Origin of the sequence: Bartonella henselae str. Houston-1 (assembly GCF_000046705.1) — a bacterium.
Lineage (GTDB): Bacteria > Pseudomonadota > Alphaproteobacteria > Rhizobiales > Rhizobiaceae > Bartonella > Bartonella henselae.
On the sequence record NC_005956.1, the window covers coordinates 1747065 to 1772498 of the forward strand.

Annotated in this window: 22 protein-coding genes and 3 pseudogenes; 9 read left to right on the forward strand and 16 right to left on the reverse strand. The window is 40.0% G+C overall.

Going from position 1 to position 25434, the window contains the following annotated elements; all coding sequences use genetic code 11:
• Positions 1-566: 566 nt before the first annotated feature.
• The 3 genes from AYT27_RS07915 to AYT27_RS07925 all read left to right on the forward strand — a co-directional run bounded on the left by AYT27_RS07915 (position 567) and on the right by AYT27_RS07925 (position 3381).
• On the forward strand, positions 567-2129 hold the full coding sequence (locus tag AYT27_RS07915) for a hypothetical protein (protein WP_041583417.1): 1563 nt from the start codon (positions 567-569) through the stop codon (positions 2127-2129).
• A gap of 20 nt (positions 2130-2149) precedes the next feature.
• The gene (gene fdxA, locus AYT27_RS07920; RefSeq protein ID WP_011181289.1) at positions 2150-2488 is read left to right on the forward strand and encodes a ferredoxin FdxA; all 339 of its coding nucleotides are present in this window, start codon (positions 2150-2152) and stop codon (positions 2486-2488) included.
• Positions 2489-2796: 308 nt separating this feature from the next.
• Positions 2797-3381, forward strand: coding sequence for a CarD family transcriptional regulator (locus AYT27_RS07925; protein ID WP_011181290.1), 585 nt, complete (start codon positions 2797-2799; stop codon positions 3379-3381).
• Positions 3382-3922: 541 nt separating this feature from the next.
• On the opposite strand, the gene rpmF is transcribed toward AYT27_RS07925, so the two are convergent.
• On the reverse strand, positions 3923-4102 hold the full coding sequence (gene rpmF, locus AYT27_RS07930; protein ID WP_011181291.1) for a 50S ribosomal protein L32: 180 nt from the start codon (positions 4100-4102) through the stop codon (positions 3923-3925).
• 324 nt (positions 4103-4426) lie between these two features.
• Between rpmF and AYT27_RS07935 the strand changes: the two genes are divergently transcribed.
• The 3 genes and pseudogenes from AYT27_RS07935 to AYT27_RS09510 form a co-directional block, all read left to right on the forward strand.
• Positions 4427-5329: a polyprenyl synthetase family protein gene (locus AYT27_RS07935; protein ID WP_011181292.1), complete on the forward strand. Its 903-nt coding sequence runs from the start codon at positions 4427-4429 to the stop codon at positions 5327-5329.
• 123 nt (positions 5330-5452) lie between these two features.
• Positions 5453-5820 (forward strand): annotated as a pseudogene (locus tag AYT27_RS07940) (polyprenyl synthetase family protein); the annotation flags it as partial.
• A gap of 123 nt (positions 5821-5943) precedes the next feature.
• A pseudogene (locus AYT27_RS09510) lies at positions 5944-6310 on the forward strand (polyprenyl synthetase family protein); the annotation flags it as partial.
• A gap of 904 nt (positions 6311-7214) precedes the next feature.
• On the opposite strand, the gene AYT27_RS09715 reads toward AYT27_RS09510, so the two are convergent.
• The 5 genes from AYT27_RS09715 to ispG all read right to left on the reverse strand — a co-directional run bounded on the left by AYT27_RS09715 (position 7215) and on the right by ispG (position 11660).
• A complete protein-coding gene (locus AYT27_RS09715) occupies positions 7215-7475 on the reverse strand; it encodes a hypothetical protein (RefSeq protein WP_223396404.1) in 261 nt (86 codons plus the stop codon).
• Positions 7476-7839: 364 nt separating this feature from the next.
• Positions 7840-8304 (reverse strand): ThiF family adenylyltransferase, encoded by a 465-nt coding sequence (locus AYT27_RS09520; protein WP_308743600.1) that lies wholly within the window; start codon positions 8302-8304, stop codon positions 7840-7842.
• A gap of 76 nt (positions 8305-8380) precedes the next feature.
• Entirely contained in the window at positions 8381-8539 is a 159-nt protein-coding gene (locus AYT27_RS09605) for a ThiF family adenylyltransferase (protein WP_308743587.1), read from the reverse strand.
• A 595-nt stretch (positions 8540-9134) separates the two neighbouring features.
• Entirely contained in the window at positions 9135-9317 is a 183-nt protein-coding gene (locus AYT27_RS09525) for a hypothetical protein (RefSeq protein ID WP_223396407.1), read from the reverse strand.
• 1101 nt (positions 9318-10418) lie between these two features.
• Positions 10419-11660 (reverse strand): flavodoxin-dependent (E)-4-hydroxy-3-methylbut-2-enyl-diphosphate synthase, encoded by a 1242-nt coding sequence (gene ispG, locus AYT27_RS07965; RefSeq protein WP_011181293.1) that lies wholly within the window; start codon positions 11658-11660, stop codon positions 10419-10421.
• 260 nt (positions 11661-11920) lie between these two features.
• Between ispG and AYT27_RS07970 the strand changes: the two genes are divergently transcribed.
• On the forward strand, positions 11921-12205 hold the full coding sequence (locus AYT27_RS07970; RefSeq protein WP_011181294.1) for a hypothetical protein: 285 nt from the start codon (positions 11921-11923) through the stop codon (positions 12203-12205).
• 439 nt (positions 12206-12644) lie between these two features.
• Here the strand turns inward: AYT27_RS07970 and AYT27_RS07975 are convergent, their stop codons facing one another.
• The 9 genes from AYT27_RS07975 to AYT27_RS08020 form a co-directional block, all read right to left on the reverse strand.
• Complete coding sequence (locus AYT27_RS07975) at positions 12645-13649, reverse strand: HlyD family secretion protein (RefSeq protein ID WP_011181295.1); 1005 nt, start codon at positions 13647-13649, stop codon at positions 12645-12647.
• Entirely contained in the window at positions 13646-15310 is a 1665-nt protein-coding gene (locus AYT27_RS07980) for an MFS transporter (RefSeq protein WP_011181296.1), read from the reverse strand. The genes AYT27_RS07975 and AYT27_RS07980 overlap by 4 nt, the downstream gene beginning before the upstream one ends.
• A 23-nt stretch (positions 15311-15333) precedes the next feature.
• The gene (atpC, locus tag AYT27_RS07985) at positions 15334-15750 is read right to left on the reverse strand and encodes an ATP synthase F1 subunit epsilon (protein WP_011181297.1); all 417 of its coding nucleotides are present in this window, start codon (positions 15748-15750) and stop codon (positions 15334-15336) included.
• A 73-nt stretch (positions 15751-15823) separates the two neighbouring features.
• Positions 15824-17419: a F0F1 ATP synthase subunit beta gene (atpD, locus tag AYT27_RS07990; RefSeq protein WP_011181298.1), complete on the reverse strand. Its 1596-nt coding sequence runs from the start codon at positions 17417-17419 to the stop codon at positions 15824-15826.
• Positions 17420-17438: 19 nt separating this feature from the next.
• Positions 17439-18350, reverse strand: coding sequence for a F0F1 ATP synthase subunit gamma (locus AYT27_RS07995; protein ID WP_011181299.1), 912 nt, complete (start codon positions 18348-18350; stop codon positions 17439-17441).
• Positions 18351-18370: 20 nt separating this feature from the next.
• Positions 18371-19906 carry a F0F1 ATP synthase subunit alpha gene (gene atpA, locus AYT27_RS08000; RefSeq protein WP_011181300.1) on the reverse strand — a complete coding sequence of 512 codons (1536 nt, stop codon included), beginning with the start codon at positions 19904-19906 and terminating at the stop codon, positions 18371-18373.
• Positions 19896-20489 carry an ATP synthase F1 subunit delta gene (gene atpH / locus AYT27_RS08005; RefSeq protein WP_011181301.1) on the reverse strand — a complete coding sequence of 198 codons (594 nt, stop codon included), beginning with the start codon at positions 20487-20489 and terminating at the stop codon, positions 19896-19898. Before atpH ends, atpA begins: the two co-directional genes overlap by 11 nt.
• Before the next feature lie 651 nt (positions 20490-21140).
• Positions 21141-21401 (reverse strand): hypothetical protein, encoded by a 261-nt coding sequence (locus AYT27_RS08015; protein WP_034452849.1) that lies wholly within the window; start codon positions 21399-21401, stop codon positions 21141-21143.
• Between the two features lie 106 nt (positions 21402-21507).
• The gene (locus AYT27_RS08020) at positions 21508-23730 is read right to left on the reverse strand and encodes a primosomal protein N' (RefSeq protein ID WP_172642084.1); all 2223 of its coding nucleotides are present in this window, start codon (positions 23728-23730) and stop codon (positions 21508-21510) included.
• 773 nt (positions 23731-24503) lie between these two features.
• Between AYT27_RS08020 and fsa the strand changes: the two genes are divergently transcribed.
• Complete coding sequence (gene fsa, locus AYT27_RS08025) at positions 24504-25160, forward strand: fructose-6-phosphate aldolase (RefSeq protein WP_011181303.1); 657 nt, start codon at positions 24504-24506, stop codon at positions 25158-25160.
• A gap of 39 nt (positions 25161-25199) precedes the next feature.
• On the opposite strand, the gene AYT27_RS08970 is transcribed toward fsa, so the two are convergent.
• Positions 25200-25349 carry a hypothetical protein gene (locus AYT27_RS08970; RefSeq protein WP_162097322.1) on the reverse strand — a complete coding sequence of 50 codons (150 nt, stop codon included), beginning with the start codon at positions 25347-25349 and terminating at the stop codon, positions 25200-25202.
• Between AYT27_RS08970 and AYT27_RS09530 the strand changes: the two are divergent.
• Positions 25309-25428: pseudogene (locus tag AYT27_RS09530) on the forward strand (fructose-6-phosphate aldolase); the annotation flags it as partial. The gene AYT27_RS08970 and the pseudogene AYT27_RS09530 sit on opposite strands and share 41 nt — an antisense overlap.
• Between the last annotated feature and the right edge of the window lie 6 nt (positions 25429-25434).

The window sequence follows — 25434 nt, forward strand, 5'->3', positions numbered from 1 at the left end:
TAAAAATTATCAAAGTTGATTTGGCAACGACATCATCATTCTTTCTAAAAAAGAACGTAAAAGTTGTTTATTTTTATGCTAACTACTTTAGCGTGTATTTTTATAATCGCAATTGTTTTTTTATTGTTATCGTAAAACTTCTCGTCATTAGACACAGTTTCAGTCCCAAACAGCGATATAAATACGTCTTTTACCCGAAGAAATGCGCAAGAAAGCTTTTTTCTCACATGTTCGTAATAGAACAGCAGCAGAAAAATAAAATATTCCAACAAAAGAGTGAATGTTTTGTTGGATTTTCGACTGACTTGCCTTTTGAGTAAAAAATTATTTTACGCTTGCAGCCTTACAATACAACTAATACATGTAATGAAAGTGTATACAACATCAAAACTGAATAAAAAATGAATGAAAAAGAAAACATCTAAAGCTAAAATAGTAAAAAGAAGCATCAAAAAACGACAAGAATGATTGAAGCAAATGTAACAAACATGTTAAAGGAGCAACACAATTATAGAATTGTCGGAAATAAGTTTTTTACCAGCCTAGCACTAAGAAAGAAAATGATCATGAATAGTGAGATTGTTCAAGAGAATGACATTCTTCAGGATGATATTCTTATTGAAAAACATGGACGTGGCAAATTTGAAGGTTTTCGTTTTTATGCTAACAAGAACACTACCGACAATCAAGCAACTACCACACAAATTGTAGCAGAGAATGAAAATTTAACTCTTGCTTTTTCAAAACGTGCAGCACGTTTTTGTGCTTCAGGTAATGGAGATTTCACCCTTAGTTCTAATGGCATTGTGCGCTGGATTGGCCAACCGGTTGGTCAACTTGCTGCCACAGACGATTTTTTAAAACCCAAACCGATTATTTTAGCAGATACGCAATTAACGGGAGAAGCGCGAGATAACGTCGTGAAACGACTAGAGCGTTTTGTCACCTTTCATTTTGAAACAGCATTAAAGCCACTGTTTGATCTACGTGGTGCTGAGGGATTGACGGACTCAACAAGTAATCTTGCTTCACAACTTGTCAACTCTTTAGGAGTGATTCCTCGTCGAGAAATAGCTACAGTTGTCAAAAATCTTGATCAAGAATCACGGGCAATTCTCCGACGGTTAGGGGTGCGTTTTGGCGCGTTTCATATTTATGTTGCAGGGATGTTTAAACCAGCCCCGGTCCAAGCCATTACACTGCTGTGGAATCTTCAAAATGAGGGGTGTGATCAAACTGGTTTGGATGAAATTTTTGCAGCGTTGTCTGCGGGACGAACCTCTTTAGTTGTTGATCCTCGTTACAACCGGCAATTTTATCAATTAGCCGGTTATCGCATTTTAGGCCAGCGTGCTGTACGGATTGATATTTTAGAGCGTCTTGCGAACCTCATCCGCCCTGCACTTTATTGGAAACAAGGGAATGAACCTAAACCCGATGGAGCTTATGACGGCAAGAGTTTTTTTGTCACTCCAACAATGATGTCTATTCTTGGAGCCAATGGAACCGATATGGAAGAAATTCTAAAAGGTCTTGGTTATCAATCGCATGCCATAAGCAGTGCTTTTTTTGAACAAAATTATCTTCAAAACAAAACCTCTGCTCATACATGCACAACAGTACAGGATGTTCCTGCGGCAGAGTGCGTTGGCGAGCAATGGCAAATCATGGATATATCGCCAAAACAGGAAGAAAAAGAAGCTTTGCCCACCTGTATTACACAATCCGATACAGGAGACTGTTTCCCCGCAGCTGAACCTGTTGGCAATTTTGCTACTAAGCAAAAACGCGTTTTAGAAGAAGAAAAAGTTGTTTTACTATGGCGTTATAACCACCACCATCCCCACAAAAACAATGAGAGATCTGGACACAGGGGACAAAATAAAAAAAGCAAACCCTTTAAAAAAGAAGTAAATGCACAGGAAAACAACTCTCGAGAAGCCACATCACACACCAGACACTCTCACAAGTCGAACAAACAGCACAGCAAACGCAGCAATCATCAATCATCTCAGAGAGAAAAGCGCCCTAATCCTGATTCACCTTTTGCAAAATTAGCTGCGTTGCGCGATCAACTCATAAGAGAAAAAGATAAAGACGCACATACACTTTCCTCCAAAAGTCACTAAAATAAAAATGGAGTTTGATTTTGGCCTATGTAGTAACTGATAACTGCATTCATTGCAAATATACTGATTGCGTTGAAGTTTGCCCTGTTGATTGTTTTTATGAAGGTGAAAACATGCTTGTCATTCATCCCGATGAATGTATCGATTGTGGTGTGTGTGAACCAGAATGCCCTGCAGAAGCCATTAAACCGGATACAGAGCCGGGGCTAGAAAAATGGCTAGAGCTCAATCTTCAATATGCAAACAAATGGCCTAATTTAACCACCAGAAAAGATCCTCTTCCTCAAGCAAAAGAAATGGATGGCATTCCGGATAAATTAGAAAAGTATTTTTCAGAAAATCCAGGAAGCGGAGAATAATAAGCATAGGACATACATCATAAGCTTTTAAAAATTGAAATCATTTCTTTGTAAAAATAAAAATTCCTCAGTGAAATGATTGATTCTTTTGACATTTGATGTTAATGTTATTTTAACATGATCATCTTTCTAGGTATTTTTCTTGCTTTCTCCTTGTAAAGGAAGGTATTTTTTGTTTGTTTTAAAAGTACTCAACTTTTATGCACATTAAATTCGTATAATATACTTGGTTAAAGAACATTCAACGTTCAGGCTTTTAGCCTGTTTTCCGTTACATTTGCTGGTCACTAAAGGGAGTAAACTAAAATATGGCATCCCAACATGGAACGTCCTCCAATGCTAAAGGATTTTCAACTTCTGAATATATTGTCTACCCTACCCATGGAGTAGGGCAAATTATAGCAATTGAAGATCAAGAAGTTGCAGGACATAAATTAAAGCTTTTCGTCATTCATTTTGCGAAAGATAAAATGGATGTTAAAGTGCCAATTGCAAAAGCCATTTCTGTTGGAATGCGCAAATTATCTGCTGTCGATTCCGTTGAACGTGCATTGAAAATCTTACATGGAAAAGCGCGAGTTAAACGAACCATGTGGTCACGCCGCGCTCAAGAATATGATGCGAAAATTAATTCAGGAGATCTTATTTGTATCGCTGAAGTCGTACGCGATCTTTTTCGTTCAGATCTACAGCCTGAACAATCTTATTCCGAGCGTCAACTCTATATCGCTGCACTTGAAAGGATGGCCCGTGAGATTGCCGTTATTAATAGTCTTTCTGAAACAGAGGCTATCAATCTCATAGAAATGCATCTCTCCCAAAAGCCAAAGCGTCAATTTAAAACTAAGAGAGATGAGGTAAATGCAAACAGCGAAGCTGTCTATGCCGCATAATAAAGTGCAAAATCTTTTGATCATAAAATAAAACCAGCGAAATGCTGGTTTCGTTTTTTTATCAAGGCCCTTCAATAATTAGAAGGATATTTGGTCAGAGATTCATCCATTCTTCCTATAAATTCCCCATGCAAATAATATTGGTGTTGAACACAATATAAGTGAAATGAGGTGTGGAGCCTTATCTCTTCACATCCTGTCATAGATGACATTGATCTTCTACTTCTGCCCTTATGCCTGTCTTTCCAAGAGACTTTTAAGAACACTATGAAGGAAAACATTTCTTTACCGTGCTCTTTCATTGAGAGCCGATAAAAAAAGACAACCTTTACAGTCGCTTCACATAAGCACACTGAAAACAAAGCGCACAGGCAAACGTCACCTGTTAAGATAACAAAAATACAGAAGAAAAACTAAGAGCTTCATCTCCTCTCTGAGAAAGAGAAGAGAAAAACAAAACCTCTGCGCACATCCCATTCACCGCATAGATTCATTTGTCTCTGAATCAAATGAATCCATCTCTGGTAGAGAGATAAAAATCTCAATCTTTAGCAGGCAACACTGAACGTCCGCGATACATTCCGGTTTTCAAATCGATGTGATGAGGACGACGCAGTTCACCAGAATTTTTATCCTCGATATAAGTCGGCGCTTTAAGGGCATCAGCCGAACGGCGCATACCCCGCTTCGATGGAGAGGTTTTTCGTTTAGGTACAGCCATAAAGAGACACTCCAAATCCATTAAAACAGAAAAAGCAATGCCAAGTATGATCGTTTTTTATAAAAAACATCATAAATTCGACAATGCTCTTATGGAAAACATTATAAAACTTGATGTGGTTATACACTGATTAAAGTCTTTTGACTAGACATTCTTTTATTTTTTTGTTTGGCTTTAACACCAACGCGCATATACAGTACAGGCAAACAGCAAACTTAAGAGACAGGGTTAAAGCTTACGCAAATTGATAAAATAAGAAAGAGTTACACTTTATGTTATGCACTCAATTTTAAAACTTCATTTTGCAAAATAAAGGAAATAAGAATGCATGAATTTATAACCCTTCTTGCAAAACACGCCCACAGTGTTGAAAAACGACTTGCCACACTGTTAAGTGATCAAGTCCAAAATGGTGAAATTGCTCGTCCTGAAATTTTACTCAAAGCCATGCGTTACGGTGTGCTCAATGGTGGAAAACGGCTACGTCCTTTTCTTGTTATTCAAAGTTGTGCACTTTTTGACATCCCTATCGAATACTCTCTCAACGTTGCAAGTGCTTTAGAATGTATCCATTGTTATTCTCTGATTCATGATGATCTTCCCGCCATGGATAACGATACACTCCGACGCGGACAACCCACCGTTCACATAGCATTTGATGAAGCCACAGCAATTCTAGCCGGCAACGCCCTTTTGACTTTCGCTTTTGAAATCATTGCCCACAAAACTAGTGAACTCTCTTTTGAAACCAGAATCAGGCTGATCACCGCTCTTGCACAAGCGTCAGGACTTGGTGGCATGATAGGCGGACAAATGCTTGACCTTGAAGCAGAAAAAAAACCACAAGAAAGCAAAGATATCACGACTCTCCAACACATGAAAACAGCGACTCTTATAAGCTTTGCTTGCCAAGCAGGAGCGATCATCGGCAATGCTTCCCAAGAATTGACCGAAAAACTTGCTGCTTTTGGAACATATCTTGGCTTAGCCTTTCAATTAACAGATGATCTTCTTGATGTCACTGCCAGCACTAAAGTTTTAGGCAAAACCGCTGGAAAAGATGAAACAGCGCACAAAGCCACTTTTATTCGTCTTTATGGTATTGAAGAAACACAAAAAAAACGAGACGAACTCATCGCTCAAGCAGAAGCGCTTCTTCTCCCTTTTGGCGCCAAAGCAACACCACTCCAACAAGCCGCTCGTTTTAGTGCAACACGCAAAAATTAAAACCCCACCATAGAAAAACATAAGGAGAAAGGCACGCAAAAAGCTTTTTCTGTTGCAACCTTTATTGAACTCTATTGCAACCTGTATCGCATACAAAACGAAAGAACCGCAGGAGCCTCTCGTATCGCAACTCTTCAACACATGAAAACAGCGCTTTTATAAGCTTTGCTTGTCAAGCAGGAGCGATCATCGGCAATGCATCCTAAGAATTGCCTGAAAAACTTGCTGCTTTTGGACCATATCTTGGCTTAGCCTTTCAATTAACAGATGATCTTCTTGATGTCACTGCCAGCACTAAAGTTTTAGGCAAAACCGCTGGAAAAGATGAAACAGCGCACAAAGCCACTTTTATTCGTCTTTATGGTATTGAAGAAACACAAAAAAAGTGAGACGAACTCATCGCTCAAGCAGAAGCACTTTTAACATCTTTTGGCATCAAAGCAACACCACTCCAACAAGCCGCTCGTTTTACTGCAACACGCAAAAATTAAAACCCCACCATAGAAAAACATAAGGAGAAAGGCACGCAAAAAGCTTTTTCTGTTGCAACCTTTATTGAACTCTATTGCAACCTGTATCGCATACAAAACGAAAGAACCGCAGGAGCCTCTCGTATCGCAACTCTTCAACACATGAAAACAGCGCTTTTATAAGCTTTGCTTGTCAAGCAGGAGCGATCATCGGCAATGCATCCTAAGAATTGCCTGAAAAACCTGCTGCTTTTGGACCATATCTTGACTTAGCCTTTCAATTAACAGATGATCTTCTTGATGTCACCGCCAGCACAAAGTTTTAGGCAAACCGGCCGGTAAAAATGAAACAGCGCACAAAGCCGCTTTTGTTTGTCTTCAAGGTATTGAAGAAACAAAAAAAAAGCGAGACGAACTCATCGCTCAAGCAGAAGCACTTTTAACATCTTTTGGCATCAAAACAAAACCGCTTCAGCAAGCCGCTCGTTTTACTGCAACACGCAAAAATTAAACTTTTTCTTCTCTATTTTGCACGACCATTTTTACTGAATAAAAGTATAAGCTGACACTTACTATACTATTTATCAGCTCTCAATGCTGCACTAACTCTTGGCTATAGAGAGCGTATATGAGAAACACTTTTACTTCTTTCTTAAATGATTTTAATTATTTTAACATATATAGATTTGAAATGAGAGAAGCCTACGATACTTGCAACTCTTATTCATATTCAATAATATATCAAATAGCAGCCACAATATACAACCCCATGAAACGCTGATGATAATGATAAGTGAATATTTTCACCCAGTTTTTTTAGAGTTCCTTCTAAAAAAAACACTGCGGATAAATAAATCAATAAATATATACCCAAAATATAAACTAATGACAAAAAGCCAAACATATTGACCATATACGCACTGATATAAAAAAATACCAAGAGGCTGAGCCTTCCAACAGTTGACAAAAAAGATTCGTATGTTTCTCTGAGATTATCGCTAATACACTCGTGCAGAACAACTTCTACACAAAGATAAGTATACTTAATTAAGTAAAAAATCATACAGACTAAAATAACAGCAATTTCTTTTCTTGGTTGAAAGAAAGCAACTGTCAAAATCATAGAAGCTGAAAGAAACAGCAGTAAAACAAAATTCATTCTCTCAGTCAATTTTGTAAATAGAAAACTAGCCAGTAGTTGAGAGAACAATATAAGAGAAAAGATAACACCAAGCTGAAAATACGTTACATTGAGATTATAATCTTTAAATATCCACTGCCAATACTGTGAAAATATATTGAAAAAAATAACTGAAAGTTAAAAACAGAGATATATAAAGAATCTTAACAAAAATAGAGAACATTTCTCTTGCGTCAGAAATAAAAGAAGGCACTTTTTTCTTCTTTCTCTCCTTTTAGATCATCCAAAAAAACAAGCTAAATATTGTTGTCATCAACATTAAAAATGCAGATATATACCATATATATTGGCTAGAATAATCAGCAAAATATGCACCTATCAAACTAAATACAAACATGCCGATGTAATTATATTGAGAACTGGAACCAAGCACTTTTTTAGGAGATGTAATTTTTGTTTTTGCATATTGAACAAGTAAAGCATTATAGGCACCAGCAATCAATGTAAGCGATAATGCATTAAAAAGTTCTGCCAAAAGAAAACCATAAAAGCTTGTAGAAATACTAATGAAAAAGAGCCATGTGACTGCAAAAGCCGCTGCTAAAATGATAGATATTTATAACTTTTTCTATCTGCAAAATATCCCAGCGGAATATTTGTCACCATCATAACAAAAGCTTGAAATGACTTAATGATACCAATATCAATAAGCGTTAAGCCTTTTTCAAGCATATAAAATACAAGAAAGGCCTCAGTTAGAATCCTTATACCGTTAAACAAAAAACCAAACGTTAATATACTCGTCATTCATTCACCAACAACACGAATAAAGCAATGAGTACATCAACGTCCTTAAAGTAATCAGTACATCACTTTATAAAATATATAAATGCAAAAATTTACACTTTTTTACAAATATAGCAGTAGCCGCTATACGGATCTTCAGTCCTATCAATTTTATATCTGGAAAAATCAATAAATAATGTTTTTTCTATAATTTGACATTTGTCAAAATCCGTTAAATATTTTACGGCCTCAAGAGCAGCCAAAGAACCAGCAACCGCATTATAAGGATCTATCAAAGTATTCATAGAGTTTTGCTTAATATTCTTAACAAACTCAAACTCACTAACACCCTTCATATGATTCTGATTCACACATGCATAACATCTGGTTTTACCTGGAATAATAAGTGGCCGAACAAGAGCATTTACCGTAGCCGAACCGACATATAAGAGCGGCACCCTCACATTGACAGCAGCTTCACTCATCAAATGAAAAAAATCTGATCTTGGATTATCTACAGCAGATATAACAAGATCAGTTCTTTCGAAGAGACAGCATGCTTTTTCTATATTACCTATTTTTTCATCATAGAACTCATAGTGAGCAAAGGACTAATATAGGGAGCTTTATCTCTAATAACATCAACTTTTTTACCTAAGTCACTTTGTAGAGTATTTGCTTAGACAAATTTGATTCTTCTACAATATCAAAATCATAGCTTTTAATATGCCCGATACCCATTGCAGATAATGTATAAAAAACATAGCTTCCGCATCCACCCAAACCAACTATAGTTATTTTAGCATCTTTCAATTTAGAGTTAGCTAAAAGGGCATTGTTAAAATTACCTGATACAGCTTAAATAAATTAATTTTCCTATCAAATCTGTTATATCCGCTTTCATTAAGCCCAGCTTTTCTAATAGAATCTTCCTTCGAAAAGGGAGGTTTTATTATTCTATTATCAAGCATATATTTTGTTAAATATAAAAAATCTTCGCTTTTTGTAGTATCTAGGTTACATTTTAATATTATATCACCTATAGTATTCTTCTGCGTCAAAACACGCCAAAGCTTTTATAACATTTGGCGATGTATCGCTCATATCAAGGGCTACAACGTTATGTATATCCGCACCAAGCAAAACCTCATCCCCTTCTTGTCTTACTGACATAGTATATGAGTAAACATACTTGTTGTTATAAAGCGAATTCATTTTCAAATCTCCCCCTGGAAAGTTGAAAATCAACATGATTCAATAAATCATGCAGACTTTTTGTATTATCAAAATTTAAATTATCACAACAAAATTTACGTCCATGATACTCTTCAAGATATTTTATATGTAGCCTTATATAGAACTCATTTTTTCATCTGTTGAGAGCTCGCCCAAGCTTATATGATGAAATCTACGAAAAAAGGCCTGCATCTCCTTGAATATGTGCTAATTCAGTAGAAGTGGTTGCTATAATGAGCTTTAAATTCTGTTCCAACATGAAAGATTTGAATAAATCCATAGCACCAATCCCCCCCATCACTTTTGGTATGAGCAATTGAATGCCCTTCATCAATAAACAGGGCGACATTTTCATAGGGAGAAACAGTCTCTATTAAGGTTCTTATTTTTCGCTCAAACTCTCCCCCCGCAATCCTGTATCAGATATCACGCTTCCTAAATTAACCTCTAATCTGCATAAAGGATGTGCGAGGGGAATGTTTATGAAATACCCCCTCAGCATAGACTTAGACTAATTAAGCCGACAAGCAAGCTCACGCACAAAAGAAGTTTTTCCACATCCAGCAGAACCAGAAATAACAATGCGTTTCTTATAAGTGCAAAATAAAGAAACCATCGCCGTTCTTATCATATCTTCACGACTGATATACGGAGCCTTTCTTCTAAACCAAAGATACTCAAATTAGACTCCGCATTTTCTCATATCGCTAATCAACAGCGACGTATCTTCATTTTGTAAATATATATTTCCCCCCAAACGATAAAAAGGGGCCACACGACCCCTTCCAAATATTTTAAATTATGACGCCATAAAATCACACATCAAAGATTTTACTTTAGCAGATTTAGAGGAATAAACTTTGATCTTCATTCCCAGTACCACTTTCTATTTGACTCTACTTTTATTTTAACCTCCTCATTTAAAATAATATTTAGAAGAATAATCTCTGCCAAATTCAAGCCAAAACTTGTCTCAAATTATACCAATTAATAATTTTGGTAGTTTACTCAATTACAAAATTTCTCAAGCCATGCTTTTTTATAGCGTTTTAAATCTGCAATATTTATTTTGAAGTGAGTTTTTAAAGATAAGTACCTTAGACAATCTGCACAGTTTGTGACCTTATGATTTTTTGTACTTATGGATTTGCATGGAAGACTGTTATAGCGATATAAGGCGTTTTTGAGATATTAAGGCCTTTGAGAAAACAAGTATAGAGGCCCCATGATCCACAAGCTATAAAACTTTGATCACAAAACTTAAATAATGAGGTTTTGAAAACAACGAAATTTGCTCCCCTAATTAGGAAAATTCTAATGGCATTATCCAGCTTTACAATGAAATCCGTAAAAAAGTGCTGGAGATAATCTTACATTTAATTTGCAGATGAATCTATTTAGAAACAGTGTTATCAAAGAGAAATGCTTTAAAGACAGTGAGCTGCAAGAATCTTTTTCAACCTTGCCCAAAACGTGTATGAATATAATCACTTAAGAGAAGTTCAAATTCTTCAGCGATATGGGTTCCCCGCAAAGTCTTCACCTTTTGCCCCTCAATAAAAACAGGTGCTGCTGGACTTTCTCCTGTTCCAGGCAATGAAATGCCAATATCAGCATGTTTTGATTCTCCCGGTCCATTGACAATACACCCCATCACCGCAACCTTTAAACTTTCAACACCAGGATATTTTTCACGCCATACAGACATATTTTTGTGTAAATCTGTTTCAATTTTTTGTGCCAATTGCTGAAACACTGTCGAGGTTGTACGACCACATCCAGGGCAAGCCGTAACAACGGGAAAAAATTGCCGAAACCCCATCACCTGCAAAAGCTCCTGAGCAACCTTTACTTCCCGTGTCCGATCTCCACCAGGTTCAGGTGTTAAAGAAATACGAATCGTATCACCAATTCCTTTCTGTAACAAAATTCCCAAAGCCACGGAAGAAGCAACAATGCCCTTTGTTCCCATTCCTGCTTCTGTTAATCCCAAATGGAGCGCATAATCACAACGTTCCGCCAAAGTACTGTAGACAGCGATGAGATCTTGTACATCACTCACTTTCGCAGAAAGAATAATCTGATCACGTTTCAACCCCATCTCTTCAGCCCAAAGAGCCGAATGAAGAGCCGACTGAACAACAGCTTCCCGCATAATTTCACCACCAGACAAAGGGTTTTCCTGCTGAGCATTTTCATCCATAAGCCGTGTTAACAAAACATGATCAAGCGACCCCCAATTCACCCCAATGCGAATAGGTTTACGATAGCGACAGGCAATCTCGATAATTTCGGCAAACTGACGATCCTTTTTTGCACCAAAGCCAACATTCCCAGGATTGATTCGATATTTTGCCAGAGCCTCAGCACATGCAGGATGTTCTGATAAAAGCTTGTGTCCAATATAATGAAAATCCCCCACCAATGGTATAACGAATCCTAAACGTTCCAATCGCTCCCGTATTTTGGGCACAGCAGCAGCAGCTTCATAACGATCAACAGTGATGCGAACCAATTGCGAACCGGCCTGCCAAAGAGCTGCAACTTGTGCAACTGTTGCATCAACATCAGCAGTATCCGTATTAGTCATTGATTGAACAACAATTGGACTCCTCCCCCCAACCAGCACATCACCAACCGTAACAGCAACAGATTGGCGACGTTCAAGAGGTTTAGATAAAGAATACACTGTGTTCATCAAGCCCTCAAATTTTCAAAACCTGCGTTATCGATCATCATTTACGGCAACGCTTACCAGAGCACAATTAAAAGAGTACAACTTGAAAAAAGGAATGAAAGGAACATTCTCTCATTGCACAAAAGCTCTTGGTTTCTTCGCTTCACTGAAAAGCAAGTAAGCGCACACAATGCAACCTTTCAATTTTTAAGCCGTTATAGCAAAATCCCAAACACAATTCCAACTGTATGAAACACTATAACACATGAAGGAGGAAACCCATGTGCCTATTTTCGACCCACACCAAAAATGCTAAAATTAAAAAACGCATCGCACAATTAAAAAACGAACTCGTTCCCATGAGTCGTTTGAGTTCTCATAGTAACAGCTTTGAGAACATCTCTGACATATTTGACACATGGAAACAAAAGGGTCAACACGCACTTTATCATTTCAATGAGCATGTTACAGAATTGAAAAAAAAAGTAAAAGAAAACCCTAAAACAACCCTTGCGTTAGCCGCAGGATTAGCTTTAGCTGGCTTCTTGCTGGTACGTAAAAATTAAGACTATACCCCCACTGAATCTTTTCCTACCAGCACATTTTTCAATGCCCGCTTTAAAACGGGCATTTTTCTATATTTCCATGAAATATCATACTCATTTCAACTTAGAAAAAAGTATTTTAAGATATGCACTAGAACAAACCAAACGAAATCTTCCAAAGTAAACGCCCATTTACTATAAACAAAAGGGATAAAAATCAAACTCAAAAAGCCCAAAACATTAGCCTCCAGAACCACATTGTGAAGTGTCGACATAGGGAACAACAGACATACCAAGAATAAGCTTCTACGTCCCTTCCTGTCCAGGATTTAAAGAAATACGTTGCACAATTTCGATAAAATAACCCTCTGCACTAGAACAAACCAAAAGAAATCCTCCAAAATAAAAGCCCATTTTTTATAAATAAAAGGGGTAAAAATCAAACACAAAAAAGCAAATTTTATTCTCCAGAACCGCGTTGTGAAGTATCGACATAGGTAACAACAGACATCCCAGGAATAAGCTTTTCCACCCCTTCTTGTCCAGGATCTAAAGAAATACGCACTGAAATACGTTGCGCAATCTTGATGAAATTACCAATTGCAGTATCTGTTTTTAACAATGAAAATTCCGAACCTGTTGCAGGTGCGAAACGAACCACACGTCCTGTTAATTTCTGATTGTTCAATGCATCAACCGAAAAGACAACAGGTTGCCCAACACGCATCTGAGAAAGTTGCGTTTCTTTATAATTGGCAATAATCCAAATATCATCAGAAATGAGTGACACCAATTGCGTACCAGGCAAAACATATTGTCCTACCCGTGCACCAACCAATCCAACATGTCCGGTTTTAGGAGATAAAATCTTCGTGTGCTTCAAATTCAGCTTCGCTAATTCAACGCCAACCTTTGCTCCAGCAACCTCTGACTGCAAACTTTGTCGTTCAAGATCCAATTGTTTTTGCAACTGGCGTTTTGTTTCAAGTGCTGCCAATAATTGCGAAAGAGGACGAGAAACAGAACTTGCCCCATCCCCAAAACCTAACTTCTTGTTTTCAGGAATAACATTGGAGAATGCTCGTGAACGGGTCAATTCGGCTTCTGCTGTATTAATTTCTCCTTGCAAAAGCTGCGCCTGCAAAACAACACTTGCAAGTTTTGCATTTTTTGAATCCAAAACAGCCTGTGCCCGTGCAAGTTGTTGACGAAAGAGGGAATCATCGAGTTCAAAGAGCAGCATTCCCTGTTCAACTCTTTGATAATCTTGCACATAAATCCGTGCAATTACACCAGAGATTTGTGAACTCACCAGCGTCATATTGCCTTTAACGGAAGCATTATCGGTTATTTGAATTGCACTGACAAAAGGAGGAAGCTTCCAAGCCCATAAAATCAGTAAACAACCTGTAATCCCTGAGAAGAATGCAATAATCGTCGCTCTTGATCGTAATGCTTTTATCATTTTTTGCACTCCTCTTGTATAAGATTGCTCTGCTTTTTAAAAGCATTCAAAAAGCATGCTTTTAAAAATATTTTGGCAAGAAAAATAGCAAATACAACCGTTGAAATATAAAAATACAGCCGAAAAACATCATCGTAAGCAAAAATATTTGCTGTTAATTTAAACTTCTCAATCAGCCTAGATACGCCTTGCTCGTGCCCCAAGTCATAAGAAGCTGTCCCCCAGAAAGAAGACGAAAATAAGGTATTCACCTCACCTGAAATAAGACGATCTGTTCCGACAATATTCTGTGTTAGGGACTCAAAGTTCTTATAGGCGAAAAAAAGCTGCAGACTGCCAAAAAAAGCCGATCCCATCAATCCGCCCGTCACTTGCGTAAGCAGAAAAACAGTAATAAAACTCAAAACGTAACGCGGTCCTCGTTCACCGGCTATCACAAACCCCCTAGAAAGAGCAGGAGGCAAAAAAAGTGCATAACTAAAACTCACCAACCCTTGACTCAACATCATATCTTGTGGACGCGTTAAATGGTTCACATGACTATCTAAATAAGCCCCAAGCGCCAAACAGCCCAAAGATAAAAGATAAAAATAATCCTCACGCCCCACCCGTAAAAAAAAGACACAAACCGCGCCCCCTAAAAGGGTACCAAATGTAACTGCAAGGTACATGGGCATCATTTCACGATTTAACAAACCAAAAAGATTAAAAAAACTTGCTGCTAAAGTTGATCGTTCTAATAAGAAAACGTGAAAAACCAATAAAATGAGCACAGATTGTACGATTTCTTTACTGAAAATCCAGCGTAAATCAATCAATGGTTTTTCTCGATTAAGTTCAATAATCGTCGCAACAACTAAAGACAAAAAAGCCAGTGCAAGCCCCCACCCAATCCAGGGTGCTTCATACCACCAATACAAAGTTCCAACAGACATAATCACTGCATTGAGTCCAAGACCAAATGCAATCAAACTATAGCTCACCCAATCTAACTTCTGAATAACCCTGCTACGAACAACAGGTGTCAATGGAAGAGTATAAATACATCCCAAACTGATGAGAACCAATCCCATTTCCAGTGCCGAAAGACTCAAAAATCCACCATTTTCCAGCAAATCAGGAGAAATCAAACGTGATAAGGGGGCTGCTAAAGCTGCATTCATATAATTCAAACTAAGAGCAACAGTGAACTTCTTTGCTGGTGCAAAAGCCTCCATCATATAAAGCAGCGCAAGTGAAGCCAATGGCGCGGCAGCAACACCAGCAAAAAAACGAATGATCAGTGCGGAACGCAAATCCGTCACAAAGAGCTGCAAGATACAGACCAAAACGAAGCTAAGAATTGATAATTCAGCAAAAGCCCGAAGCCCAAACTGGTACCGGATCTTGATCAACATGATCGCAACACTGACATTTGGAGCCATATAAGCAGCCACCAACCATGTTGTTTCGGTCAGAGTTGCATGAAAATCGCCCGTAAGATAGATAATATTAGACTGAACAATATTTGCCCCTAAGCCATAAGCCCACTGCAAAATAAAAGATGCGAAAATATAGACAAAACATTTTGGCAAAGGCCCGGCAAAAACAACACCTGGATGGGGAAAAGGCTTTCCCCCCCTTTTTTTAGCAGATACAACTGCACTTCTTCTGCCGCTCACGTCACCTTTTCCTATATAATCTATTATGCCTCCGTTAGTCCAGCATCACCAACCTTCAATTGATGAAAAAAATCTTCTATTTTATGACTTATCCCATCATTTGAATCTCCTTCTAACGTTGCTCGCACCCGCAAAATCCGCTGTTCCAAATCATGAAAAGAAAGATGTTGAACAACAACAACACGCTCCACCAAAACAGAACACCCCGAAGAGGTAATATTTGCAACGCCCCCGCAAACAGCAAACAGCTTTTCCCCTGAAGAGGTAAGAACGTACATACTGCCCAACACAATGCTCGCCACCAAAGGCGCATGATTCGCCATCACTGTCAAAGCACCTGAAGCTGAAGGAAGAACAACAGACACTACTTGCTCTGAAAACACAGGTTTTTCAGGAGACACAAGTTCAAACAAAAAATGGTTTACTCTATTGTTTTCCACAAAAATCTCCACGAGGCTCAATTATGAGGACTTACTATCCTCTCTACAAAAAACATTCATTACAGATTTTCTTTTATGAAGAAACTTCTGCAATAAGACGCTTTCCTTTTTCAACTGCTTCATCAATCGAACCGACCATATAAAAAGCCGCTTCTGGCAAATTATCATACTCACCAGCGCAAAGACCCTTAAAGCCTTTGATTGTCTCTTCTAAAGGCACCAATTTTCCAGGTGAACCGGTAAAGGCTTCAGCAACATGGAAAGGTTGGGAAAGGAAACGTTCAATTTTACGGGCACGCCCTACCAGTAACTTATCATCTTCAGAAAGTTCATCCATTCCAAGAATAGCAATAATATCCTGCAATGACCTATAACGTTGCAAAATGGTCTGAACTTGACAAGCAACAGTATAATGCTCTTCCCCCACGATCAATGGATCTAACATACGTGAGAAAGAATCGAGTGGATCGACTGCTGGATAAATACCCTTTTCAGCAATGGAACGAGAAAGAACTGTGGTCGCATCCAAATGGGCAAAAGATGTTGCAGGAGCGGGATCTGTCAAGTCATCGGCAGGAACATAAATAGCCTGAACAGAGGTAATAGAGCCTGTTCTTGTACTGGTAATACGCTCTTGCAAAGCCCCCATATCAGTTGCCAAAGTTGGCTGATACCCTACAGCAGAAGGAATACGCCCTAAAAGAGCTGACACTTCAGCGCCTGCTTGCGTAAAACGGAAAATATTATCTACGAAGAACAAAACATCTTGTCCCTCATCACGGAAACTTTCTGCAATGGTCAATCCTGAAAGAGCCACACGTGCACGCGCCCCTGGTGGTTCATTCATTTGCCCATAAACGAGTGCACATTTTGATCCTTCTGTTGAACCATTGTTGTCTTTTGGATTCACATTCACACGGCTTTCGATCATTTCATAATAAAGATCATTTCCCTCACGTGTACGTTCACCAACACCGGCAAACACTGAATAGCCACCATGCGCCTTTGCAATATTGTTGATAAGCTCCATAATGAGAACGGTTTTACCAACACCGGCACCTCCAAACAAACCAACCTTCCCCCCTTTAGAATAAGGAGCTAACAGATCAACGACTTTAATACCAGTCACAAGGATTTCTGATGCGGTTGATTGCTCCACATATTCAGGAGCCTCTTGGTGAATGGAACGGGTTTTGCTTGTAGCAATTGGGCCAACATTATCAACCGGCTCTCCAATCACATTCATAATACGACCAAGTGTTGCTTCTCCCACGGGAACACTGATCTGTGTTCCTGTATCAAAAACTTTTTGACCACGGACAAGACCATCGGTAGTATCCATGGCAATGGTACGCACGGTATTTTCACCCAAATGCTGAGCAACTTCTAAAACTAGCCGATTGCCCAAATTATCTGTTTCTAATGCATTGAGAATATTTGGCAAAGGGCCTTCAAACTGCACATCAACAACAGCACCAATAACTTGTTTGATCACACCGACTGCTGCTTCTGCAAGCGGAGCTTTTTTAGAAGACTTATGCACAGGACTAGAGGAATCCTTTACACCAGCTTGAGATTTCGAGACGGCTTTTTTCACGCCTGAACGAGGAGCAGATTTCTTTTTCTCAACTTTTGCTGTTTCCTTACTTGACGTCACTGCTTTTACCATCAATCCTTACCTTTTCAATTTAAAGCGCTTCAGCGCCCGCAATAATTTCGATCAATTCTGTCGTAATCTGTGCCTGACGCTGACGATTATAAGCCACCGTCAATTTATTAATCATTTCACCTGCATTGCGCGATGCATTGTCCATAGCAGTCATTTTTGCCCCCATTTCACCGGCAACATTTTCAAGCAAAGCTCGAAAGATTTGCACGGAAAGATTGCGCGGCACAAGCACATCCAAAAGAGAAGCTGCATCAGGCTCATAATCATAAACAATGGATTGTAGATCTGCACTGTTGTCTATTTTTTGTTCAACTTCTGCTGTTTCAACAGCACCTCCTGAAGACACCATAGGAACCAAACCAAAAGCGACAGGGCGCTGATTAATCACTGAAACGAATTCAGAATAGAACAGCGTACAAACATCAAAGGCATCATCATCGAATAAATCAACGATTTTCTGGCTAATCATTGCTGCCTCTGCAAAACCAACCCGCTTGATAGACTGCAAATCGATATGATCAATCATCAAAGCTTTGTAATCACGAGATAAAATATCTGCTCCCTTTTTACCCACGGTTAAAACTTTAACGATTTTACCGGCAGCAAGCAGTGTCTTAATATGTTCACGTGCCCGACGGGCAATCTGCACATTAAAAGCACCACACAGTCCACGTTCAGCAGTACAAACCACCAGAAGATGAACATCATCTCGTCCAGTTCCACGCATGAGAGATGGAGCATCGATAGGATCCACATCATTAGCAAGATTGGCCAAAATAGCGGCCATCCGTTTGGCATAAGGACGTGCGGAATGAGCTGCCTCTTGCGCACGGTGCAACCTTGCGGCGGCAACCATTTGCATTGCTTTGGTAATTTTTTGTGTTGCCTTAACCGAGGCGATACGGTCTCTAAGATCCTTTAACGACGCCATTGAAGCATTCCATCAACTCATTACGAAAAATTCTTTGCGTAAGTATTAAGAACAACGATCAACTTATCCTTGATGTCATCGGTTAGCTGTTTTTGATCAGCAATTGCCTGCAAAAGATCTGAGTGATCACTGCGCAGAAGTGTCAAAAGTCCCTGTTCGAATCGACCGACATCAGCCACAGCCAAAGCATCAAGATAACCATTGACACCGGCAAAGATAACAACAACCTGTTCTTCTGTTTTCAGTGGAGAAAATTGTGGTTGTTTTAAAAGCTCTGTTAAACGGGCACCACGATTTAAAAGACGCTGTGTTGAGGCATCCAAATCGGAACCAAACTGTGCGAAGGCAGCCATTTCACGATATTGTGCTAATTCTCCTTTAATGGAACCAGCAACCTGCTTCATCGCCTTAATTTGTGCAGCAGAGCCAACACGCGACACAGAAAGACCAACATTAACAGCAGGACGAATTCCTTGATAAAATAAATTCGTTTCTAGAAAAATTTGCCCATCGGTGATGGAAATCACGTTTGTGGGAATATAGGCAGAAACGTCATTGGCCTGTGTTTCAATGACAGGCAAAGCGGTCAAAGACCCGGAACCATTTTCAGCATTAAGTTTTGCAGCGCGCTCTAAAAGGCGTGAATGAAGATAGAAAACATCACCAGGATAGGCTTCACGACCAGGCGGACGACGAAGCAAAAGGGACATTTGGCGATAAGCGACGGCTTGTTTTGAAAGATCATCATAACCGATCAAAGCATGTTGGCCATTATCACGGAAATATTCTCCCATTGCACAACCAGCAAGAGGTGCGATAAATTGCATGGGCGCGGGATCAGAAGCTGTAGCTGCTACGATAATGGAATACTCAAGTGCTCCACGCTCTTCTAAAACTTTAACAAATTGCGCCACGGTTGAACGTTTTTGACCGATAGCAACATAAATACAATAGACTTTATCCTTCTCATTCCCCGCATCTTTTTCATGGAAGGGTTTTTGGTTTAAGAATGCATCGAGCAAAATTGCTGTTTTTCCTGTTTGGCGATCACCGATCACCAATTCACGTTGTCCACGTCCAATGGGGATGAGTGCATCGATAGCCTTCAATCCTGTGGACATTGGCTCATGCACGGACTGACGTGGAATAATGCCTGGAGCTTTCACATCGACACGACGATATTCTGTTGCCTTAAGAGGTCCCTTACCATCTATAGGGTTTCCCAGTGCATCGACAACACGCCCTAGCAAAGCTGGACCGACAGGCACCTCGACAATAGCACCGAGTCGTTTAACACAATCGCCCTCACGGATATCACGATCTGATCCGAAAATGACCACCCCGACATTATCGATTTCCAAATTGAGTGCCATACCACGCACACCGTTTGAAAAGGAGACCATCTCCCCTGCTTGGACATTATCCAAACCATAAACGCGAGCGATACCATCACCCACAGACAAAACCCAACCAATTTCTGAAACTTCAGCCTTTTGGTCAAAGTTTTTGATTTGTTCTTTTAGAATTTTTGAAATTTCAGATGGTCTAATATCCATCAGCTGACCTCTTTTTCAATGCAATCTTAAGCGAAGACAACTTCGCCATAAGGGACGTATCGATCTGTGATGATCCCAGACGAATGATCAACCCACCAAGAATTTCTGGATCGACACAGATGTTTAGAAAAACTTTTCCCCCAACGACACTTTCCAAAACGCTTTGCAACTGTTGTTCTTGCTGAGAGTTTAGTGGGCGAGCAGCAATAATCTGTGCTGAAAATTCCCTACGAGAGAGAGCAACACGACGCTGAAAAGCATGTAAAATACCAGACAAAGCACGAAGGCGATGGTTTAGCGTAATAACACGCAAAAAACGACTCAAAATCTGACCAGCACCTTCATCAGCAAACGGAATATTTTCACAAACAGAATGCATAACTTTAACCTGCTCTTTTACGGAAAAGAATGGGCTTTGCACAAAGTGTTTTAAGTCTTCATCTTGATCTAAGACCATCAAAAAAGATTCGACTGCCTTTTCAAGTATTTCGACCAACCCTTCTTCTTGAGCGAGATCAAAAAGTGCTTGTGCATAGCGTTGATCTACCAATGGCAGCGGTATAAGAGAAAATGAATTCGACACGAAATACCGCCTCTTTCCCTTGAGCGATTCTCTGATAGTTATCAGATTAAATGAATGAGCACCCAAATTTTAAGAATCTGTTTCTTAAAATCCAGAACAAAAAACTTCTCGGTTTCTAGCATAGACATAACCGACTGGCAACTCCACAAATCGATGCTTTTTAAAAATTTTAGACAAAATATTTAAAATACTTTTGGAAATGATTTTCCAGAGAACCATTCATTTTTTTGTCTTTCTTTTTGACATTCTCTGAGAGATTTTTCAAGTCCTTTTGTTTTTTTATAAACGGGGAGTTCAGCAACAAAACGATGTTTTTTAATTTTAAAATAGGATATTTTTGGTAAAATATTTTTGTAGCAAAAGGGCTACCGCTACCGCTACCGCTACCGCTACCGCTACCGCTACCGCTACCGCTACCGCTACCGCTACCGCTACCGCTACCGCTACCGCTACCGCTACCGCTACCGCTACCGCTACCGCTACCGCTACCGCTACCGCTACCGCTACCGCTACCGCTACCGCTACCGCTACCGCTACCGCTACCGCTACCGCTACCGCTACCGCTACCGCTACCGCTACCGCTACCGCTACCGCTACCGCTACCGCTACCGCTACCGCTACCGCTACCGCTACCGCTACCGAAAAAATGTGTTATTTCAAGTTTATAAGCAAGAGATTATAACGGATATCACCATAAAAAAGCATTTTCGGTGCACTAACAAACCATGCACAAAATAAACCCTTGCAGATCAAAAGAGCGCTACTTCTATACCAAAAACGATAACGCCCTCGAACAAAAGCCCGTGGAGCTTCCACGAGACCCATCAAAGAGATATTTTTTTCACCTGGTGCAACTTGGCGCAACACTCGTGCGTAATCTGCCGCTTGGCGTTTTTCTGAAAACACAATCAAAAAAGGTTATCGTCCGTAGAAAGCAGAGAATAAAGAGGATAATAAGACAGACTCTCGTTTAAAAGCCTCCTTTAAGCAAATATGCCTTCCCATTATAGCAATCTTTTTAAAGAAAACTTTGTGGATCAATATCAATTTGAACCCGAACGGAAGAAGGTATTTTGGGTGCATTTGCAAGCATCGCGCGAATAAAGCCTTGTATATCAAAAGAACGTTGCCCTTGCAGCAAAAGCCGAAAACGATAACGCCCTCGAATAAGAGCCAGTGGAGCTTCCGCGGGGCCCATCAAAGAGATATTTTTTTCACCTGGTGCAACTTGGCGCAACACTCGTGCGTAATGTTCTGCCGCTTGGCGTTTTTCTGAAGACACAATCAAAGAGGCAAGACGCCCATAAGGCGGAAGATGATAATGTTCACGCATGGCAATCTCATAGGTGTAAAAATCCTCACTTTTTTGCGAAAGCAAAGCTTTTATCACCGGATGATCAGGTTGATAGGTTTGCAAGAGACCTAAACTTTCCAACCCCATACGCCCTGCTCTTCCTGTGACCTGCGACAAAAGCTGAAAGGTACGCTCTCCCGCCCGTAAATCGCCATTTGCAAGCCCAAGATCTGCATCAATCACCCCAACCAGAGAAAGCCCAGGAAAATGGTGTCCTTTCGCAACAAGCTGCGTTCCGATAAGAATATCAACATCACCTTTTGCAATTGCTTCCAATTCACGACGCAATTGACCAATCCCCCCTTTGAGATCCGTTGACAAAATCAATTGTCGCGCCTGTGGAAAAAGCGTCCGTGTTTCTTCCGCAATTCTTTCCACGCCAGGTCCACAAGCGACAAGATGATCGAGAGTCCCACATTCAGGACAAGCTTCCGGAAGAGACTGATGATATCCACAATGATGGCATTTAAGCTGCCCTTGCGCGCGATGCTCAACCAACCAACTCGAACAATCGCTACAATGAAAACGATGACCACAAACCCGGCATAAAGTTAAAGGCGCATAGCCACGACGATTAAGAAAAAGGAGAGCTTGTTCGCCTTTTTCGAGTGTTTGTTTTAAAGCCTCTTCAAGAGCAAAGGAAATAAAACGCCCCTTTTGCACACCTCCTTGACGCATATCAACCACCCGCAACCGTGGAAGTGCTGCTTCTTTAAAACGTGATGGCAAATGCACCTTTTGATAACGTCCTCTTAAAACATTTGCCTGGCTCTCAATCGACGGTGTTGCTGAGGATAAAATAACAGGAAAATGCTCAAAAGAGCCGCGTGCAACCGCCATATCACGTGCATGATAAAAAATACGCTCTTCTTGTTTATAAGCACCATCATGTTCTTCATCGACAACAATCAACCCAAGTTCATGAAAAGGGAGAAAAAGTGCTGAACGTGCTCCAGCCACAACCCGCACCCGTCCTTCTGCCACCTGCCGCCATATACGTTCCCGACGACGTGGTGCCAAATCGGAATGCCATTCTGCCGCGGCTACTCCAAAACGCGCATGAAAACGATCTAAAAATTGTTGTGTTAAAGCAATTTCTGGCAATAAAATCAAAACCTGTTTGCCCTCTATAAGCGCTTGGGCAACTGCTTCAAAATACACTTCCGTCTTTCCTGACCCCGTCACACCATCAAGCAGAAAAACTTGAAATTGTGCAGACACGACACCTTCCCGCAAAAGCCGCGCAGCCTCACTCTGTTCTCCCTCCAACACCGGCGGATCAAAATCCGGATCAGGCAGCGCCACAAGCGCAGATGGCGGCATCATAACCTCTTCAAAAACTCCAAGCGATTTTAACCCTTCAACGACAGAAACAGAAGTTCCTGCCGCATGTGCAAGACCAGAACGTGTCCAAACCTCACCATCGCGCGCCAATTCTAAAACCCTTAGGCGTGCTGGTGTTAAACGCCCTACTTCCCCCCCACAATACCGCAAGCCTGGCATTTGTGCTTCTGGTTCTAAAGCAGCCGGCACAGACAAAACCAATCGTGCCACAAGACCAAAAGGAGCCATTGTGTATCGACTCACAAAACGCAAGAATGCAATCATCTCTGTCTTTAATGGTGGGCAGTCAAAAACATGGAGGAGAACACGGAGTTTGTCATGCGCCACCGGTGCAGAACTTTGCCTATCTTTTGCCGTCTGCTCTCCAATGCCAACGACAAAACCACAAACTTGTCGCCCCATCACTGGAACACGAACAAAAGAACCAACTTCACACTCCATAGAAGAAGGAACTTCATAACTATAAGCATGCGCAACAGGAAGAGGCACCAAGACCGAAACAATCTTTTTCTCTCTCTCACCCTCTGTCATATTCGACTTCATCTTTTATACCAACTCTTCCTAGTCCCCTTCTATATCAGCTCTGTCCTTGCACTTCTATTTTTGAAAAATCATCCGTTGTGCCCCCCCTCTTTTGCATAGCTTATCATTCTCCCCGTCAACAACGCCCCATCAAAACACCTTGGCAATCTTGTACATTTTTAACACACCCCCCTTCAACACAACTTTATCAAAACAAAATATGCAACTTTTCTCCTCCATTAAGAGATGCCCCTAATAATCCCACACATGTAATCCAATGATAAAACAAGATGTGATCTTTAAACGTATGCAATTTATGTTATCGACAATTTTAAAACGATTGCATCTAACTGTGACTATCTGAGTTTATGAAACATATTACGAAGAAATCTGCTATGCATTTCATTTGAACGTTTAAATATGTCATAAGATTTGCATGATGATTTGCTTTTCATGGTCTTTTCACAAGACAATCTTTTATAAAAAATGGTCAATTGAATCGAGCATAAAAGTGTGGATTCTAAAGGGAGTTATATAAAATAAATGCATATAATCTATTGGCTTTAATTATATATAATGTGATTCACAAACAGAAACGCGAGCTAGCATTATAAACAAACCCCTCATACAATTTAGCCTCTTTCCAATGCCGAATTTTTTTCCTTTTTTCCGACTTACCATATGAGAGTACAATGCTTCCTCTTGCTTTTGCCATAAACAATAGCGCATAACCAAAAAAGGATAAAACATCACAAGCTTTAAAATGAATAAGCGAAAAACTAAGGAGATGGGAGATGAAATTTTTTGTGGATAGCGCCAATATTGAAGAGATCCAAGAATTACAAAATTTAAACCTTGTTGATGGTGTGACCACCAATCCCTCACTCATCTTAAAATCAGGACGCAATATTCTTGAAGTGACAAAAGAAATCTGTACCCTCGTGGTGCATGGACCTGTTTCCGCAGAAGTTGCAGCAACGGAATTTGAAGACATCATGAAAGAAGCAGCTGTTTTAGCAAATATTGCTGACAATATTTGCATCAAGCTTCCCTTAACCTTTGATGGATTAAAAGCCTGTAAAGCTCTGACAGCGCAAGGATTAAAAACCAATCTCACACTTTGTTTTTCTGCCAATCAAGCCTTATTAGCCGCCAAAGCAGGCGCGACATTCATTTCACCATTTGTTGGCAGACTGGACGATTACGGAATCAATGGAAGTGATCTGCTTCATGAAATTCGCACAATTTATAACAACTACAGCTTTGAAACACAAATTTTGGCAGCTTCAATTCGCACCATTAATCACGTCAAAGAAGCAGCACTAAGTGGTGCAGATGTTGCCACCATCCCACCAACCATCTTAAAAGCGCTAATTAAACACCCCCTAACCGAGAAAGGTTTGCAAAGCTTCCTCGAAGACTGGAAAAAAACCGGACAAAATATCGCTTAACCTTTTGCAAGATCCCCTTGAAGCAACAAGAAAATTTGTTCAGTTGGGCTTCTCAGTGACACGCTTGTGCGCATCTTTCTCTGCCTGCAGAATTGTATATTCTTGGCGCATTCGCTCAAAAAATACACGCACTGTTCCAATACTGTTAGCATTAAGCGATGCAGATGTTGCCACCATCCCACCAGCCATCTTAAAAGCGCTACGAGAACAGCTCCTAACCGATAAAGATTTGCAAATCTTCCTCGAAGATTGGAAAAAAACAAACAAAATACCA